The organism is Thermosporothrix hazakensis, assembly GCF_003253565.1.
In the GTDB taxonomy this organism is placed as follows: Bacteria; Chloroflexota; Ktedonobacteria; order Ktedonobacterales; family Ktedonobacteraceae; genus Thermosporothrix; species Thermosporothrix hazakensis.
This window is the reverse complement of the sequence record NZ_QKUF01000004.1, coordinates 91,009-106,952: the sequence shown is the minus strand read 5'-3', so window position 1 is coordinate 106,952 and position 15,944 is coordinate 91,009. Positions and strand designations below refer to the sequence as shown.

The following is a 15,944-nucleotide window of genomic DNA, read 5'->3' as shown; positions in this document are numbered from 1 at the left end:
TGGACATGGGATTACTCACGGGTAATGCAAACTATATAGATATGTATAACATACTCTTTGTGTGTAATTCAAGTAACAAAAATATTGACAGGTCTCTGCTTTATCTCTATGGATACCGATGGAATACTTATTAGAGATGTGAGATATATTATTATATTTATATATGGGAAAGTATGATGTATTTGTTTGTATGATTCTAATTAATAAGCGGCATGCATCGTTTCTCTATAGATAAATAGCTATGTATTATGCAAAGAAAAGATAAGAAAGTGATATTTGCAAAGAGAAAAATGTATTTTATCATTGAGAGCAGGGATCACACATCTGATCTCTGTGAATGCACGAACAACATGGAGAAAGGAGTATCTCAATGGAACAGCAGTTGAATCGGTCTCTCCTGGTGAAGAAGTGTCTTACCTCTGACAACAATGAGCAGGATCAATTCCAGCTTGACGTTCGCGTGATGCAGGCTCCGCGTGGTGCCGAGCAGCCCGACGCAGCTACCACAAGTTTCGTCACAACGTGCTGGTCTTGTTCACGTTGTACTGATTGCAAGGGCTGTTAGTACGGCAGGTCGGAAGGATAGGGTACCGTCAGCCTCTGACGGGCCCTATCTGCATCAGGAGCAGGAAGATGATGGAGGAAAAGAGGCTTGACGCACGTCAGCTTGCCGAGGCGCTGGCAGCGCGCTTACGTGATCCGGCCACCGTTCTTGAAACGGTCGAGCAGGCGGGGAGTACAGTGCCGTTGGAATGGGGTAGCGCGTGGTTTACAAATAGCTTTGCCAACCTGGCCTATTTTTATCTCTACCTGTACCATTGCCTGGCCGAGGAGCATTTGCTGCACCATGCTATGCAGTATCTTCGTCTCGCCGCTCGGGCAACGCAGGATATTCCCCTGACCCAACCGGGCTTCTATGGCGGGAGTAGCGGATTCGCGTGGATCGTCGGTGAATTCGCAGAGGTTGAGCCTCGATATACTCCATTATTTCAAACTATGCGCTCTGCGGTCGCTGAACAGGTACTTGCAACTGATTGGAAGCGTGTGCAAGCATGCGTCATAGCGCGGGACTATGATGTGATGTCAGGTGCGGCGGGTGTGCTTGGTTACATGGTTTCCCTCAAAGAGTTGGGGGCGCAGGAGCAGGACGCGCTCTCACGTTTGCTCGATTATTTGATATGGCTTGGTGAGCCGACCGAGCGCGGCGCGGAACACTGGCTGATTCTGCCGGAGAATTACCCTTCAGACAAATATCGGCAGGATTTTCCCCGGGGCTATTTTAATGCCGGGCTGGCGCATGGCATTGCTGGCCCGTTGAGTGCGCTTGCACTGGCCTGGCAGGCCGGTTATCGCCGCGAGGGGCAGCGCGAGGCTATGCGACATATCACTGAATGGTTGCTGCGCTTCAGCCTGCATGATACATGGGGCATCAACTGGCCAGTCGGGGTCTCCATTGATTACGTGCCTGATAAAGAGGCTCCATTAGCTCCCGCAAGGGCAGCGTGGTGTTATGGCGCACCGGGAATTTCCGCAGCGCTGCGGCTGGCCGCGCGTGCGCTTGATGATACGCGACTGTCGGAGATCGCGGTTGAGGGGCTGGAAACGGCCTTGAAGCGCCCACGAGATGTACAGTATGTCTTTTCGCCAACGCTCTGTCACGGCTTCGCGGGCCTGCTGACGATCTGTATGAGCTTTTGCCGGGAGAACCACGCCTCCCTTGAACCGTATCTTCCCGGGCTCATCGAGGAGATTTTGCAACGGGCTCACCCGGAGCATGCATTCTTACTGCGTGATGAGGAGATCCCGGGGCATTTTGTGGATGATCCGGGCTTTCTTGTAGGCGCTACAGGCGCTGTCATGGCCCTTTTAGCGACCGATACAGCGGTGTATCCGGCGTGGTATCGCGCTCTGCTCATCGCATAAGGAGAGAGTCTATGGAGATCTATCAACCGGCAGATTTCTTTCTGGTGCGCTGTCCTCTTCTCCCTGCTGAGACCTTTTTACAGCTTTTCCCACAGGAAGTACGCCAGCCAGACGAAGCCTATCAGCACACCTATGGGGAGGCGCGTCGATTAGTCTCCCTGCCGCTGGTTGAGCGGGCGCTGCGTGTTGCCAGTACCGATATCTTCGAGGGAATCGCGTCTATGCAGGAAAACGCGCCCACCAGGCGACGTGAGCGGGCGTATTCCAGAGTGCTGCGCTACCTCAACCGCATGTGCATGCGCCCCACTCCCTTTGGCCTCTTCGCGGGCGTTGCCGTAGGCACGTTCAGCGATGAGACGACACTTCAAGCCGGGAGTCCGCTGCTTCACCATACCCGAACACGCCCCGACATGAGCTGGCTTCTGGCGCTGATCCAGCAGATTGAAGAGGATGCCGAACTTGTGCCCTGTTTGCGAGTTCAGGCAAATCAAGCCGTCTTCGTGGCCGGACATCGTGCCGTGCTTCCCCATGCAGATGTCTACGGAATTGGTGACGCGCGCTCGATCACGCTGCGTGCGACGCCGGTTGTCTGCTTTGTGCTGGAAGCGGCGCGTGAGCCTCTTCCCTATGTGCATCTGGCGCGAAAGGTGCAGGAGGCGTTTCCGACCGCATCACCGCAACAGGTGGAGCAACTGCTGCGGCAATTGTGGGAGAACCATTTCTTAATCAGCGATCTGAGACCCCCGCTGACCTCAGCGCAGCCCGAGCGCTATGTGCTGGATCGTCTCCGGCAGCTTGAACTGACGGCTCCGCTGGCGGCACAACTTGAAGAGGTGATCGAGCTGGCGGGGGCGGTTGATCGCGCCGAGCAGCCGTTAGAGCGCCTGGTATACAAGCAGCAGCAGCTTCTGCCGAATCAGAAGGGGCAGGCATTTCAGCTTGATGTAGCGCTGCATCTGGAGCGACCTCAATTGCATCGCCAGATCGGCGAAGAGGTCACTGAAGCGGTCGAGGTGTTGATGCGCCTGTCGACAGCGTCGGGCTATTCCGCACACTTGCAGCAGTACGCGCACGCCTTTGTAGAGCGCTACGGGCTGGATGCGGAGATTCCGGTCCTGGAACTGCTCAGCCCGGAACTGGGACTCGACGCGCCCCCGGGCTATCTGGAACCGCCTCGTAGCTATGCCTTACCACCAATGGAGCGTGCTCGCTCGGAGAAACGGGATCAGCTCCTCTGTTCACTCCTGGCAGAAACGCTACAAAAGGGGCACGACAATCTCTATTTGACAGATGAGCTGGTGCAGCAATTGACGCTCTGGGAACCGGACGGGCAACATTTGGCGCCGCCACCCGCGCTTGAATTGTTTTTGCAGGTGCAGGCCGAGTCACCCGAGGCAATCGATCGAGGAGAATGGGTAGGCGTGATCGCGCCCTCTGGCCTCTCCTATGGGGGAAGAACCTTCTGTCGCTTCTTTGATGTCCTCGGCGAGCATGGGCTGAATCGGTTACGAGCCTATACCAGACAGGAAGAGGCCCTCTTTTCTGAGGATGTCATTTTTGCGGAGATGAGCTATCTCCCAATCTTCGGACGGGGGGCAAATGTTGCTATCCGTCCCGATTTGCGCGACTACGAGATTGTGTTGAATACCACGCCATCGGCTCGACATGTGCTTTCATTGCAAGATCTTGTGGTAGGCGTTGTGGGTGAACGCTTCTCGTTGCGCTCCAGGAGCCTCGGCAAAGAGGTAATTGTGACGCAGAGCCACCTGCTGAACCTGCAACGAGCTCCCAATGTGTGCCGTTTCTTGCTGGAAATCTCAGAACAGCGGATGGCCGGGCCAGCTCTCTTTGATTGGGGCATGATGGCATCCGCGCCGTTCCTGCCCAGAGTGACGCGGGGGAAGATGATTCTCAGTCCTGCGCGCTGGAACCTGCGTCCTGCCATGATCGAGCTGGACGGAGACGGAAGCGAGCAGGAACGCTTCTTCCGGGGCGTCCGGCGCTGGCGTGAGCTCTGGCGGGTGCCGCGCTATGTCTACTTGAGCCACTTTGATAACCGGCTGTTGCTCGATCTTGAGCACCCGTTGTGTGTGGCGGAGCTGCGTGAGGAGCTGACGAAGGCGAAAGATGGGCTGCGGCTTGAGGAGATGCTACCCGACTTCTCGCACCTCTGGCTTCGCAACGCCGAGGGACAGCCCTATGTGGCCGAACTTGTGGTGCCGGTTCTGTTGCGCGATCGTGCTCTGTTGCAACGATCCTCAGAGCAGGCAGCGATACAGCAGAAGGTCTATCCGCCGCGCCCGGTCTCGCAGCTTGAGCGACGTCAGTTGCCGGGTGAAGCGTGGACCTATCTGAAGCTCTATACTGTGCCGGGGCGGCATGATGAGGTGATCGCTGGTCCCTTGCGCTCGCTTGTTGCCGCCTTGCAGGAAGCGCGTCTGATTGATCGCTGGTTCTTCCTGCGCTATGCCGATCCCGCGCCGCATCTGCGTGTGCGCTTTCATGCAAGCAGTGAGCAGCATCAGGAAACGGTGCTGCTCTCAGTGCTGGACTGGGCCCGGGAACTGGTCCGACGTGGCATCATTAGCAATATCGTGATGGAGAGTTACGACCGGGAGATTGAGCGCTATGGTGGTCCCGAGGCAATCGATGCGCTTGAGCAGGTGTTTACGGGCGATAGCGAACGGACTTCGGCGCTGGTTGCGGCACTCTATAACGGGCTACTGACGCTTGATACAAAGCTGGTGGCTGTGTTCACGCTTGATTGTCTGTTTGAGCAGTGGGGCTATGATTTTGCTGAGCGGTTGGCGTTTCTTCAGAAGCGCACCCGGAAATACGAAGCAAGCGACGTATTCCGGCCACTGCGCAAGCAATGTTGTGCGCTCCTTGAGGGAGAGCCTGACGCGCAGCGCGATCTGCTATGTGAACTGAGTCTGGATCGCGAGGGCATTGTGCGACAAACAGCCGGCCATATCAGACAACTGGCTCAGAAAGGTGCGCTCTGGATGCCTGAGCCCTTCATTCTGGAAAGCCTGGCGCATATGCATATCAATCGGCTGCTTGGTATGGATCTACAGCAGGAACGCACGCTCTATGCCTGCTGGCGGCATGCGCTTGAGAGCGTGCAGAAGCGGCGTATCGCAAAGGAGGGCAAATCGTGAAATTAAGCGTGCTGGATCAGCTTCCGGTCTATACTGAGGCGGCACAGGCCGTGCGTGAAAGTGTGGCGCTGGCTCAAGCTGTCGAACAGCTCGGCTATACGCGCTTCTGGGTTGCAGAACATCATAGTGACCCGGTGATGGCCTGCGCCTCGCCCGAAGTGCTGGTTGCGGCTATCGCGGCTCAAACGTCCTCTATTCAGGTGGGAAGTGGTGGTGTGATGCTTCCCTACTATAGTTCGCTGAAAGTCGCGGAGACCTTCCGCCTGCTGCACGCGCTCTATCCCGGGCGTATTGATCTGGGCATCGGTCAGGGGCCGGGAGCCAGTGCGGAGGCGATGGCAGCGCTCAAGCGGGGCGTCGATGAGCCATATGACCAACAGATACGCGCCTTACTCCATTTCCTGACAGCTACCGATTCAACGGTGCGAGCCATGCCCGAAGGATGCGGCGCGCCACGTGTCTGGTTGCTTGGCGGCGGCACAAAGAGCGTGGAGCTTGCCGCGTCCCTCGGGCTCTCCTACTGCTTCGCCCAGTTTATCCAGAAGCGCTGTTTCCCGGAAGTGATGCAAACCTATCGTGCCCATTTTCGCCCTTCCGCCTTGCAGGCTGAGCCCTGTGCGAGTCTGGCCGTGCGCGTCATCTGTGCGGAAGAGGAGGCGGAAGCGCACCGGCTTGCGCGGGTCTTCTGGTTGACAGCGATCAGGGCGCAACGGGCGCTGCCATGCGAGCGGCTGCCAGCACTGGATGAGGCGCTGCGCTACGAATACGATGAGCAGGATCAGGCATTTTTGCGCGAGCATGAACTGTTGATGGTTGCCGGGACACCCGAACAGGTGCGCACGAGGCTGCTCAAGCTGGCCGATATCTATGCTGTTGATGAGCTTGTTGTGTTGACTATCTGCCCGGACTATACCGCCCGTGTGCGTTCCTATGAGTTGTTGGCCCGGGCGTTTGCTCTATGAGAAAACGGGAGGCGTGATGGTATCGCAGATACAGCAAGCACGGGAGCAGCAACGAACCGAGCAGCCGGCTGCTATTGTTGTTGAGCGGCTCACCAAGCGCTATAAGCAGGCCAGAGAGGAGACCCTGCGAGGGATCTCCTTCTCAGTTGCGCAAGGCTCGTTCTTTACGCTTCTGGGGCCGAATGGGGCCGGGAAAACAACGACGCTCTCGATCCTCACGACCTTGCTGCTCCCGACGAGTGGCAGGGTCACCATTGCCGGGCTTGATCTGGTGCGTGAGGCTCGTGAGGTGCGGCGGCAGATCGGCGTAATTTTTCAACAGCCCGGGCTGGATGTGCATATGACTGGCGAGGAAAATCTGCGGTTCCATGCCTCGTTGTTTGGCTTCTATCCCTTCCGTCCGGCGTATCGCCTGATGCCTGTGCGCTATCGCAAGCGCGTGATGGAACTCGCGGCGCTCTTTGAGCTGGAACGCGACCTCTTCCGCCCGGTCAGCACCTATTCTGGCGGGATGAAACGCAAGCTTGAAGTGATGCGCAGCCTGCTCCAACGTCCTGAGATTCTCTTTCTGGATGAGCCAACCGCTGGCCTGGATCCGCATAGCCGTGCCCGCCTGTGGAGCTATCTGAAGCGCATTCGGAGTGAATATGGACTGACCATTTTTTTGACAACTCATTATCTTGAAGAGGCCGAGCAGGCGGACACGATCTGTATTCTGCATAAGGGAAAGATTGTGGCGTTCGGCTCTCCCGCGGAGATCAAGGAGGCACTCCTGCAAGAATATATGCTGGTTGATGCTGCCGATCGGGAACGCCTGCTTGCCGAGCTTCGAGTGCTCGGGCTCCCATTCAGCGTGGAGCGACGCGTGAAGCTGCTGGTGCCCAAAGAGCAATTTCACCGGACACTCCGTTGCATTACCACGCCACTGACGGTGATCGAGACCTATACCCCTTCACTGGAAGAAGCCTACCTTCACATTACGGATGGTCGGGAGTAATGCATTATGAGCAGAATAATGAGCGAAATACATGCAATTCTCACGATTGCCTATCGCGACGTGTTGAAGTTCTTTCGGGTGCCGCTCCGCCTGCTCGGGACGTTGGCCTTCCCGCTCTTTTTCGTCGGTATGCTTGGCTCCAGCTTTCAACTCAATCTGGGGCAGAGCGTGGGGTACAATTTGTTGACCTTTATCTTTACAGGGGTATTTGTACAGACGCTCTTTCAATCAACGAGCTTCGGCGTTATTTCTCTGGTGGAAGAGCGAGAGACGAATTTTACGCAGGAGTTCTTTGTTGCGCCTATCTCGCGCTACTCGATTATCTTTGGAAAGATCCTCGGCGAATCGCTGGTGGCGCTGCTTCAGGCACTGGCGCTGCTGCTTTTTGGTCTGCTGATCGGCATTCCGCTGACGCCTCTTCGCTTTCTGCTGATGCTGCCGGTCGCACTATGCTCCTGCCTGCTTGGAGCTAGCTTCGGGCTTTTCCTGCTGTCCAGCTTCAAGAGCCAGCGGGCGGTAGCCGAGGTGCTGCCATTCTTTATCTTCCCACAGCTCTTTCTGGCCGGGGTTTTTACGCCCATGAAGACCCTGCCGTGGTACCTGGATGTGCTCTCATATCTGATGCCGTTGCGTTATGCCGTCGATCTTGCGCGGAATTTCTTCTACGCAGGGCAGCACGAATACCCGCTGGTGGTGCTGGATCATCCCGCGCTCAATCTGCTGGTCATGGTGGCGCTCTTCACCGTCTTCTTTCTGATCGGGACGCTGGTCTTTGTGCGAAGCGAACAAAATCGTTGAGGCAGGCCGACATTGGTGAACTTGAGCGCGATAAAAGTACCAGGTTCTGGGCAGGGCTTGACGGTGAGGAGACTGTCTGATACAATGCAGAAGTTATTACTGTTGCATGGCATCGGGCAGGTAGTTAGTGATAGGCCTGTTAACTATAAAAAGGCACTAAAGAGTCTGAGCAATCCTCTCTATAGATGAATCTCTCCTGTGTTTGTATTCTGATAGCAGTTTACAGCATTGCTCCTACATCCTATACGGCCTGCTCCTGGTATGCCCTGTCAGCACATTGTTGACAGGTAGCTAGAATGTGTCCGCAAGGGGCACGTTGGCCGAAAGGATTTTTCATGCCATCTTTTCAAGACCTTCTTTTGCAAGCTTCGACCTGTAACACTCTGGCAAGAATGGGGATTACAGAACCCACCCCGATTCAGGCTCAGGCTATTCCTGCTTTGCTCGGTGGACATGATCTCGTCGGGCAGTCCGCGACCGGTTCGGGCAAGACGCTGGCTTATAGTCTCCCGCTGGTGGAACGACTGGCGAAAGAGAAGCGTGTGGTACAGGCGCTGGTCCTCGTACCAACCCGTGAGCTGGCTGTTCAGGTAAACACGGTATTAAGCAAGCTTGCGGGAAGCCGTAAGCTGTCAACGACGTTGTTGGTCGGTGGGCGCCCTTATGGTAGCCAGATCTCGTCACTGCGCTATGGTGCTCAGATTGTGGTCGGAACGCCGGGCCGTATTATGGACCACCTTGAGCGCGGAAGTCTGTCCTTGAGCCAGTTGCGCATCTGTGTGCTGGATGAGGCCGACCAGATGCTTGATAGCGGCTTTGCCCCGGTGATCGAAGAGATTCTGGCAACAACTCCGGAGACGCGTCAGATGGCTCTGTTCTCCGCCACTATGCCGGAATGGGTCGCGAAGATTCAGAGGAAGTTCCTCAAAGATCCCGTTCAGGTTCTCATTACGCCTGCACAGAGCGGGCAAAGCACGATTGAACAGATCGCCTATCAGGTGTCGCAAGAGCAGAAAATGGCCGCGCTCTGTACCCTGCTGCAATCTTCTGAGGGCGGCAGTAGCCTGATCTTTGGCAAGACAAAACACGGTGTTGAGCGGCTCGGAAAGCAGTTGAACAAGCTTGGCTTTGCCGTCGGGACACTGCATGGCGATAAGAGTCAGCGAGCTCGCGAAAAGGTATTGAGCTCTTTCCGGCAGGGCGAGGTACAGACACTGCTTGCGACCAATGTCGCGGCGCGTGGCCTCGATATCAAGGGTATCCATCAGGTAATCAATTATGAGCTGCCTGAGTCCAGCGAGCTATTCACACACCGCATCGGACGAACCGGGCGCATGGGTCAGCAGGGCAAAGCAATCACGCTGCTGGTACCGGCCGATGTGCCTCGCTGGCGACGCATGGCACGCAGCCTGGGTCAGAAAGTGGTGTTGCAGCGCTTTATGCTTCAGGACGAGCAGCCGCTTCCTCCTGTCGAGCAGCCAGAGCCGGTTCAGGAAGAATTGCCTGTCCCGCAGGACCGCAAGCCGTTTGTGCGCGCTCGCCGTACCGAGATGCGCAAACCACTGCGCCGAGAGCAGGCCGCTGGACAACGCCCGTTTATGAAGGGTGACCGCAGAAAAGCAGGGAAGCGACCCGCATTTCTGGCTTCCGATGGGTCACGCCGTTCGGCATCGCCTCGTGCATAGAAACAACTCAGCGCCCGACTAGAGAAGCCGGGCGCGTTTTTGTTGCTCTGGCATCGCTTCAGGGACAAGCGGATAATGTGGGATGGGGAAGCGCCGACAGAGCGCTTTCACGTCGTCCTGTACCGTTTTTCGGAGTTCAGGGTCAAGGGTATAGTGGCGGTCATCCTGCACCTCTAGAGCTGACAGGACGCGATGAAACAGTGCGATGCACTCCTTCATCTCTTCAGCGCCCATGCCACGCAAAGCGACGCTATTTGTTCCTAAACGAATGCCACTGGTGACCTGCGCGCTTCTGGTATCCCCAAAAATGCGATTCTTATTAAGAAGGATGCCGCATTCTTCCAACGCCTTTTCTGCTACCAGTCCAGACATTCCATTGGCCCGCATATCGACCAGAACAAGGTGATTCTCGGTTCCGCCGGTAAGGACCCTGTACCCACGTGCCATCAGTTCCCGGGCCAGTTCCCGGGCATTGCTGACGATACGTCGCGCCAGTTCCCGGAACTCGGGCGTGACAACATGGGCCAGCGCCCGCGCCTTTGCTGCGATGCTATGCATGCTCGGTGTGCCCTGAACGAAGGGAAAAACCGCTCGCTGGATCATGTCGGCAATGGTGCGTTTCCCATCGGGTGCCAGCGCTGTATGATCTTTGCCAAGGAGAATCAGCCCGCCCCGTGGCCCATAGAGCTGTTTATAGGTGCTGGTCGTGGTAAAATGGGCCTCGTCTATCGGGCTTGGATGCTCTCCAGCCGCGACAAGACCCGCGATATGCGAGATGTCAGCAAGCAGATAGGCGTTGACTGAATCGGCAATAGCCCGAAAGCGCTTGAAGTCAATCGTTCTGGGATAGGCGCTTGCACCACAAATGATAAGGCGTGGCTTATGCTTCCAGGCGAGGGCTTCAACCTGTTCATAGTCAATGAAACCGTCCGGGGTCAGACTGTAGCCGATCGCTTGAAAGTATCTGCCTGAAATGGATGCCTTTGAGCCATGTGTTAGATGACCACCCGCGTGAAGATCGAGCCCGAGCAGCGTGTCTCCCGGCTTGAGCACGCTGAAGAGCACAATCTGATTGGCGCTACTGCCCGAGTGGGGCTGCACGTTTGCATAATGAGCTCGAAAGGCTACTTTCGCTCGCTCAACTGCCAGCCGCTCAATCTCATCAATAACCTCGCACCCCGCATGAAATCGCGCTCCCGGATAGCCTTCAGTTGTAACGTTATTTGTAGCCGTGCCTTCACAGGCGAGCACCGAGGGATCGGCAATACTGGCTGCTGCGATCAGGGAAAGGGTTTCTTGCTGACGATAATATTCCTGCGTTAACAAATGATGGAGCTGTTCATCTTCTGTTTGCAGTCGTGTATGTCCATATGATGCAAACTCTGATAAAATATCGTTTTGCATCTCAAACACCTTTCTCTTGATTTTTCGATATGTTATCCCATGCAAAGCTGCTCTACCAGCTTGAGCAGGGCCTGTGTACGAGGATACCGCAGCGAGAGCATCTCAAAGAGCGCAAGCTGTTCTTCTGCGGCTGCCATGCGTCTGTTCAGGATCTCATCTATCTCATCGCGAACAAGCGAGCGTTCCTCTTCGGTGAGGCTCTGGCGTGCAATCATCCAGATATGGCGTGCCAGCTCGGTCGCGTCGATGCCTTTGATCTGGGTCGCGAAGCCGTGCTTGCGCGCATTGCAGCGTGCTGGGAGCAGGCAAGTAAGGTCATGCCAGGTCAGCGGCGTGCTTTCCAGGAAGGCGAACACTTCCTGATGGCTGCGTATCAGAGCTGTTTGAAGCACAAAAGGGATGCTCAGGCGCTCCCAACCGGGGTGCTTCTGGGTGGGCAGGACGGTTGCAGAGGCACGGCCCTCAGCACAGATAAAGCCCAGGTGCACCTTTGCCTCACGAAGCAACTCATGCAAAAGTGGCTCATTTCGCGTTTTGATGGCCTGAGCAAAGAGGCGGGGGTCAAGTCGGTCGGCTTCTGGCAGGTGTATCCGAATGCGTGCGCCCCCGCCTGGATAGTAGAGGAAATCAAAGCCGTTGCAGATATGCGCGACGCTTGGGCGGACCTCCTGTACCTCGCCGGTTTCGATATCGACTGCTCGAATGCTCTTGGCCTGAAGATAGGTCAGCGTATTGAACTCCCGCCAGTCCTCTGGCTGCACAACCCCCAGAAAGGCAAGCTTATAGTTGTGGTGCGCCTTTTTGGGCTGAGGAATGACCATCGGGCGTTGGGATTTCAAGACGTAGGCATAATAGTCTGTGAGCCCCATTGGTTTAGAGGGAAGATTTTTGGCATTGGCTCGATCCGCGAGGTAGCGGCTGCGAGCAAGCATTCCTCGTCCTTTCCAGATTTCCAGGCGATAATCTCGCTTGCCTGTTACCTTACCTCGATAGAATGGCGCATTGGCCGTCAGTAGTGTGAACATCCACCCGCAGGCCTGAAGAACAGCGATTTGAGAGGCGGCTTGCTCCAGTGTCAACGAATTCCAGGGCTGTACAGAAGCAGCCAGTGAACCGATCTCATGCCACCAGCCTCGCCCTCTTTCGGGCTCGGTCGGGTAGATCTTCTTCAGTGTATCGAGTGAAACCGAGGATAGGCCAGGACGATAGCCACGAAACAGGTCATAGAGTGGCTTGGGCACGACATGTTGATAGGCCTCAACGGGATCTTCAAAGGGATGAAACGATGAGGAGAGCAGGGTTGCCTGACATTGCCGTTGTAGAAGCCGACAGGTGGTAGCGATCGCTTGCTGATACATGGTGACCAGTTGCGGGAGATGGTATGAGACGGCTCCTTGAAACTCAAGAATGTGTTGCGCTTCATCGTAATCAAGGTTTACCGGTTGGACGGCATGTTCCCCCTCTTTCTCGATGATTGCCTGTACCTGTTTTTGGGCAGGGGTGTCCAGAGGAAATAACCGCCATGTGCCGCACTGCACCGCCAGAGTTTCGACCTCTCCCCCATAGGTCGGAACTGAATGCTGTCCTGACTCGTTCACGCTTTTCTCTCCAAAACTACACCAACAAAAATGAGAAGAACAAGGAATTGATATTCTATAAGGGCTATCTATGTATTCAGAAATATTATTAATAAATCCTGTAAGAGCTATCTTTCAGGAAAATATTGCAAAATGTTGTTTCCTGATATAGACTAACATATGAATAGTATACACGTCAAGAAGAAGATACTGTGCTGTTTGCTTTTACTTGAAATGTGTATACGTTCAAGATGTTTTAAACGTAGCGTGCAGGTGCAAGAAAGAGGTGAATAGGATATGGAGCAACATGTCACTCTCCCTGATGAGGCCTTCTATCAGCCAAATTTCAGCCCCTGGCTTGGCTATGGCGAGTTTAAAGCCATCTATGATCGCATGGCTTCCTCCACATTGCTTTCTCCTGCGAAAGTCTATGTGCTGTATATGCTGGCGCGGCAGGCGCTGTTTCTGCCGGGTGACTTTATCGAGTGTGGTGTCTATAAAGGGGGGAGCGCTTCGCTGCTCAACCGCTTGCTTGGAGAAACGAATGAGGCCCGCGCGAAAACGCTCCATTTGTTTGATACCTTTGAAGGGATGCCAGACTCTGACCCGACGAGAGATACCTATGCACGAGGGCACTTCGGCGATACCAGTATAGAGTGTGTTCGGAACGCGATGCCATATCCGGAGCAGGTGCGGTTGCATCAGGGCCTGATCCCTCATACGTTTGCTGAGCTAGAGGCGGATGCACGTTTTGCTTTTGCGCATGTTGATGTAGACCTCTATAGCTCGTATCGCGATTGTTGTGAGTTTATCTATCCGCGCCTTGTTGTCGGCGGGTTTCTGCTGTGCGATGATTACGCGCTGCCCACGTGTCCGGGAGCGCGGCAGGCCGTGGATGAGTATTTCAGTACCAGACGCGCGAAACCGCTGGTACTTGCGACCGGGCAGGCTATCATGTTTCGCTCCTTTGAGGAAGCATAGCGGGTGAGGTGACGCGCTCCCTGAAGGGATGGCCTTCCTTGAGGAGCGCAAAAGGATGGGTCTTCTTGACAGATGTGAGGTAAGCATGGTATACTCCGAACGTCGAAAAGGCTGGATCGGTAGGTAGCCCGATCGCTCCTGATCATTCGGGAGTAACTGTCCGCGCAACAACGCCCGGACCCCGACAATCAGCAAATAAACTATTGCTTTGCTGTATTACGGAGGTTCGGTATGTCTTGCGCTCTATCGACGCCCCTTTCATGCCCACACCTCCGCTTTCTGGAGGATACTATGCAACTCAACCATCTCAATCTCTGTGTTTCCAACGTTCCCGAAGCATGCTCCTTTTTTCAGCGCTGCTTTGATCTCCACCTGCTTCAACAGCACAAAAAAGCCCTTGCAGTGCTCTCCGATGAGCACTGCTTCACGCTCGTTCTGATGAACCCGCAGGCGCTGCAGCAAGAGATGCGCCCTTATCCCGATGGCTTCCATATCGGCTTTTTGCTTGACACGCCCGAGCAGGTTGAACAGACCTATCAGCGCCTTGTCGCCGAGGGCGTACAGTTCTTGCATGAACCTCGCAAAATCCGCAAGAGCTACGGCTTCTACTTTACCGCCCTCGACGATATTCTGTTTGAGGTCAGCTGCCCGTTGTCTCTTCAAGCAACAGCTCCACAGGAGTCAGCGTAACCAGATGTTCCCGCAGGAGCGGGGCAAGCGGCATCAGTACCTGCTCGATATGCTCGATGGTGTCAAGTATCTCGATGCTGATCGGCAGGTTCACCGAAACCTCAACGAAGCGCTCTGTTTCTAGATGGTGCCGGGGCCCAAAGCCCTCGATCCCACGCGAAATGAGGACAGCAAGCGCTCCATGATGCTGTGCTTGCTTCGCAATGACCTGGTAAGCGGGATGACCTTGCCATTCGACTGCTTCACCTATGAGGATGCGCAGGCGCTTGCCGGGTACGGTTATCCATCGATGTGTGCTCATGTTGAAGGCTCCTCTTCTGCGATAAGCCGCAATGCGTGCGAGCGCTCGACATAGCCTTTCAGATGACGATCGGCATCGATAACAGGGATAACGGTGTGATGTGTATGCAGCAGGCGTTCAATGGCCTCTCGTATGGTTGCTGTTTCCGGGATGGTGACAAGGCTGCTGTTCATCAGCGTGTCGGCGCGTTGCCCGAATTTCTGAGTGGCCGGTTCTGGTCTACCTCGGGTCCAACTGGCCAGCCAGCGGAGGAAGCGCGAGCGGCTCTCGGCGTGGATCTGTGTCAGCACATCGATATCGGCGATAATCCCGACAAGGTGGCGCTGTTCATCGACCACAAAGACGCGCCTGAGTGGTGAACGCACCAGTGCATCAATGACGGCGCCTGTGGAGTCCCCGGTGAAAACGGTCGGGCAGGTCGTCGCGGCAATCGCCATGACCGAGCTCTCAAGTGGCGAACCTGAGATAGGCTGAGCGGGCTGCTGTTCAGACTGTATCGTTTCGGACATCAGTGGACTGGTAACAGTTGCAAGCAGAATATCGCTTCTGGTAATCATACCGAGGAGTCGTCCATCTTCTGCCAGCACAGGGAGCTGTCTGCGCCCGGTCGTCAACATCTGTTGTGCGGCTGCTTTCAGCGAGCTAGTTGGCGTGATCGTCTGAACCTGCCGATTCATGATATCCTGTGCTTGAAGTGTCTGCCTGGAAGTTGGTGGTGACGCATCAAGCTCCTGAGCGGTTCGCAGGGCGCTTCGTCGTACGGGTAGGACGTTTGTACGGATCAGATCGCCTGTGCTGATGATGCCAAGCAGGTGCTGCTGCTCGTCAACAATCGGCAGGACGCGGAAGCGGGCGGGAAGCAGCAGTTGTATGACCTCCTGTGCAGATGCCGTTGGCGGAGCTGTCGTCAGTGCCGTTTCCATGATCTGCTGCACGGTAAGATGGGTCGGGATGCTATGCGGAGTAGCGTGGCTGTACGCAAGCACTTCAACTTCATGCAGCGTCATCAGGCCCCCCTGAAGCATCTCCTGAAGCTGTGGTAGCAGGCGACGTATGCGTTCTGGCTGATCGATAATCTGAATGATGAGCGGAACATCCGAGGAGAACTGCCAGGTTCCACTGTGATGCAGGCGCCCGGTCGCTCCATAACCGGCAATTGCCCGGCTGACGGTAATTCCTGAACAGCCCTGCGCTCGCGCCAGATTGATAATCGCTACAGAAAGCGGCTCTCCGTGCCATTGATCGGATTCCCCACAATAGAGTGTGAGTTCCTGTGCCTTTCCTTGAGAGAGCAAACCCACAGGTGCTGACCTCCTTTCCGCGTTTGCTATCGGGCAGAAAGAGTGTAAGCGGATCTATTCGTTCTTCATCGGTAGAAACAATACACTCTCAGTATAGCATAGAGTATTGGACTGGTGTGGTGCTTCTCTTCTATGCTTAAGAGTATGTGCGGAAAAGAGGGAAA

13 protein-coding genes are annotated in these 15,944 nt (G+C 55.4%); 9 read left to right on the top strand and 4 right to left on the bottom strand.

Translation table 11 applies throughout. From position 1 onward, the window contains the following. Positions 1 to 370: 370 nt before the first annotated feature. From EI42_RS08635 to EI42_RS08605, 7 genes are all read left to right on the top strand, one after another. Positions 371 to 565, top strand: a complete 195-nt coding sequence (locus tag EI42_RS08635) for an FDLD family class I lanthipeptide (protein ID WP_111320898.1) — start codon at positions 371 to 373, stop codon at positions 563 to 565. 68 nt (positions 566 to 633) lie between these two features. Next, positions 634 to 1,923, top strand: coding sequence for a lanthionine synthetase C family protein (locus EI42_RS08630; protein WP_111320896.1), 1,290 nt, complete (start codon positions 634 to 636; stop codon positions 1,921 to 1,923). An 11-nt stretch (positions 1,924 to 1,934) separates the two neighbouring features. Further along, positions 1,935 to 5,084: a lantibiotic dehydratase gene (locus EI42_RS08625; protein WP_111320894.1), complete on the top strand. Its 3,150-nt coding sequence runs from the start codon at positions 1,935 to 1,937 to the stop codon at positions 5,082 to 5,084. Further along, positions 5,081 to 6,046: an LLM class flavin-dependent oxidoreductase gene (locus EI42_RS08620; protein WP_170142467.1), complete on the top strand. Its 966-nt coding sequence runs from the start codon at positions 5,081 to 5,083 to the stop codon at positions 6,044 to 6,046. Before EI42_RS08625 ends, EI42_RS08620 begins: the two co-directional genes overlap by 4 nt. Positions 6,047 to 6,062: 16 nt before the next feature. Then, positions 6,063 to 7,043, top strand: a complete 981-nt coding sequence (locus EI42_RS08615) for an ATP-binding cassette domain-containing protein (protein WP_111320890.1) — start codon at positions 6,063 to 6,065, stop codon at positions 7,041 to 7,043. A 6-nt stretch (positions 7,044 to 7,049) separates the two neighbouring features. Beyond that, positions 7,050 to 7,841, top strand: coding sequence for an ABC transporter permease (locus tag EI42_RS08610; protein ID WP_111320888.1), 792 nt, complete (start codon positions 7,050 to 7,052; stop codon positions 7,839 to 7,841). A gap of 335 nt (positions 7,842 to 8,176) precedes the next feature. Next, positions 8,177 to 9,526 (top strand): DEAD/DEAH box helicase, encoded by a 1,350-nt coding sequence (locus EI42_RS08605; RefSeq protein ID WP_170142466.1) that lies wholly within the window; start codon positions 8,177 to 8,179, stop codon positions 9,524 to 9,526. Positions 9,527 to 9,544: 18 nt separating this feature from the next. Here the strand turns inward: EI42_RS08605 and EI42_RS08600 are convergent, their stop codons facing one another. Beyond that, the gene (locus tag EI42_RS08600) at positions 9,545 to 10,930 is read right to left on the bottom strand and encodes a serine hydroxymethyltransferase (protein WP_111320884.1); all 1,386 of its coding nucleotides are present in this window, start codon (positions 10,928 to 10,930) and stop codon (positions 9,545 to 9,547) included. A gap of 32 nt (positions 10,931 to 10,962) precedes the next feature. Then, on the bottom strand, positions 10,963 to 12,528 hold the full coding sequence (locus EI42_RS08595) for a hypothetical protein (RefSeq protein ID WP_111320882.1): 1,566 nt from the start codon (positions 12,526 to 12,528) through the stop codon (positions 10,963 to 10,965). 276 nt (positions 12,529 to 12,804) lie between these two features. On the opposite strand from EI42_RS08595, the gene EI42_RS08590 reads away from it, so the two are divergent. Together EI42_RS08590 and EI42_RS08585 are read left to right on the top strand one after the other, a co-directional pair. After that, positions 12,805 to 13,488, top strand: coding sequence for a TylF/MycF/NovP-related O-methyltransferase (locus EI42_RS08590; protein ID WP_111320880.1), 684 nt, complete (start codon positions 12,805 to 12,807; stop codon positions 13,486 to 13,488). Between the two features lie 291 nt (positions 13,489 to 13,779). Further along, on the top strand, positions 13,780 to 14,178 hold the full coding sequence (locus EI42_RS08585; RefSeq protein ID WP_111320878.1) for a VOC family protein: 399 nt from the start codon (positions 13,780 to 13,782) through the stop codon (positions 14,176 to 14,178). Here the strand turns inward: EI42_RS08585 and EI42_RS08580 are convergent. After that, positions 14,129 to 14,479, bottom strand: coding sequence for a DUF190 domain-containing protein (locus EI42_RS08580; protein WP_111320876.1), 351 nt, complete (start codon positions 14,477 to 14,479; stop codon positions 14,129 to 14,131). The genes EI42_RS08585 and EI42_RS08580 overlap by 50 nt on opposite strands. Continuing rightward, entirely contained in the window at positions 14,476 to 15,780 is a 1,305-nt protein-coding gene (locus tag EI42_RS08575) for a DUF190 domain-containing protein (RefSeq protein WP_111320874.1), read from the bottom strand. Before EI42_RS08575 ends, EI42_RS08580 begins: the two co-directional genes overlap by 4 nt. Positions 15,781 to 15,944: the final 164 nt, after the last annotated feature.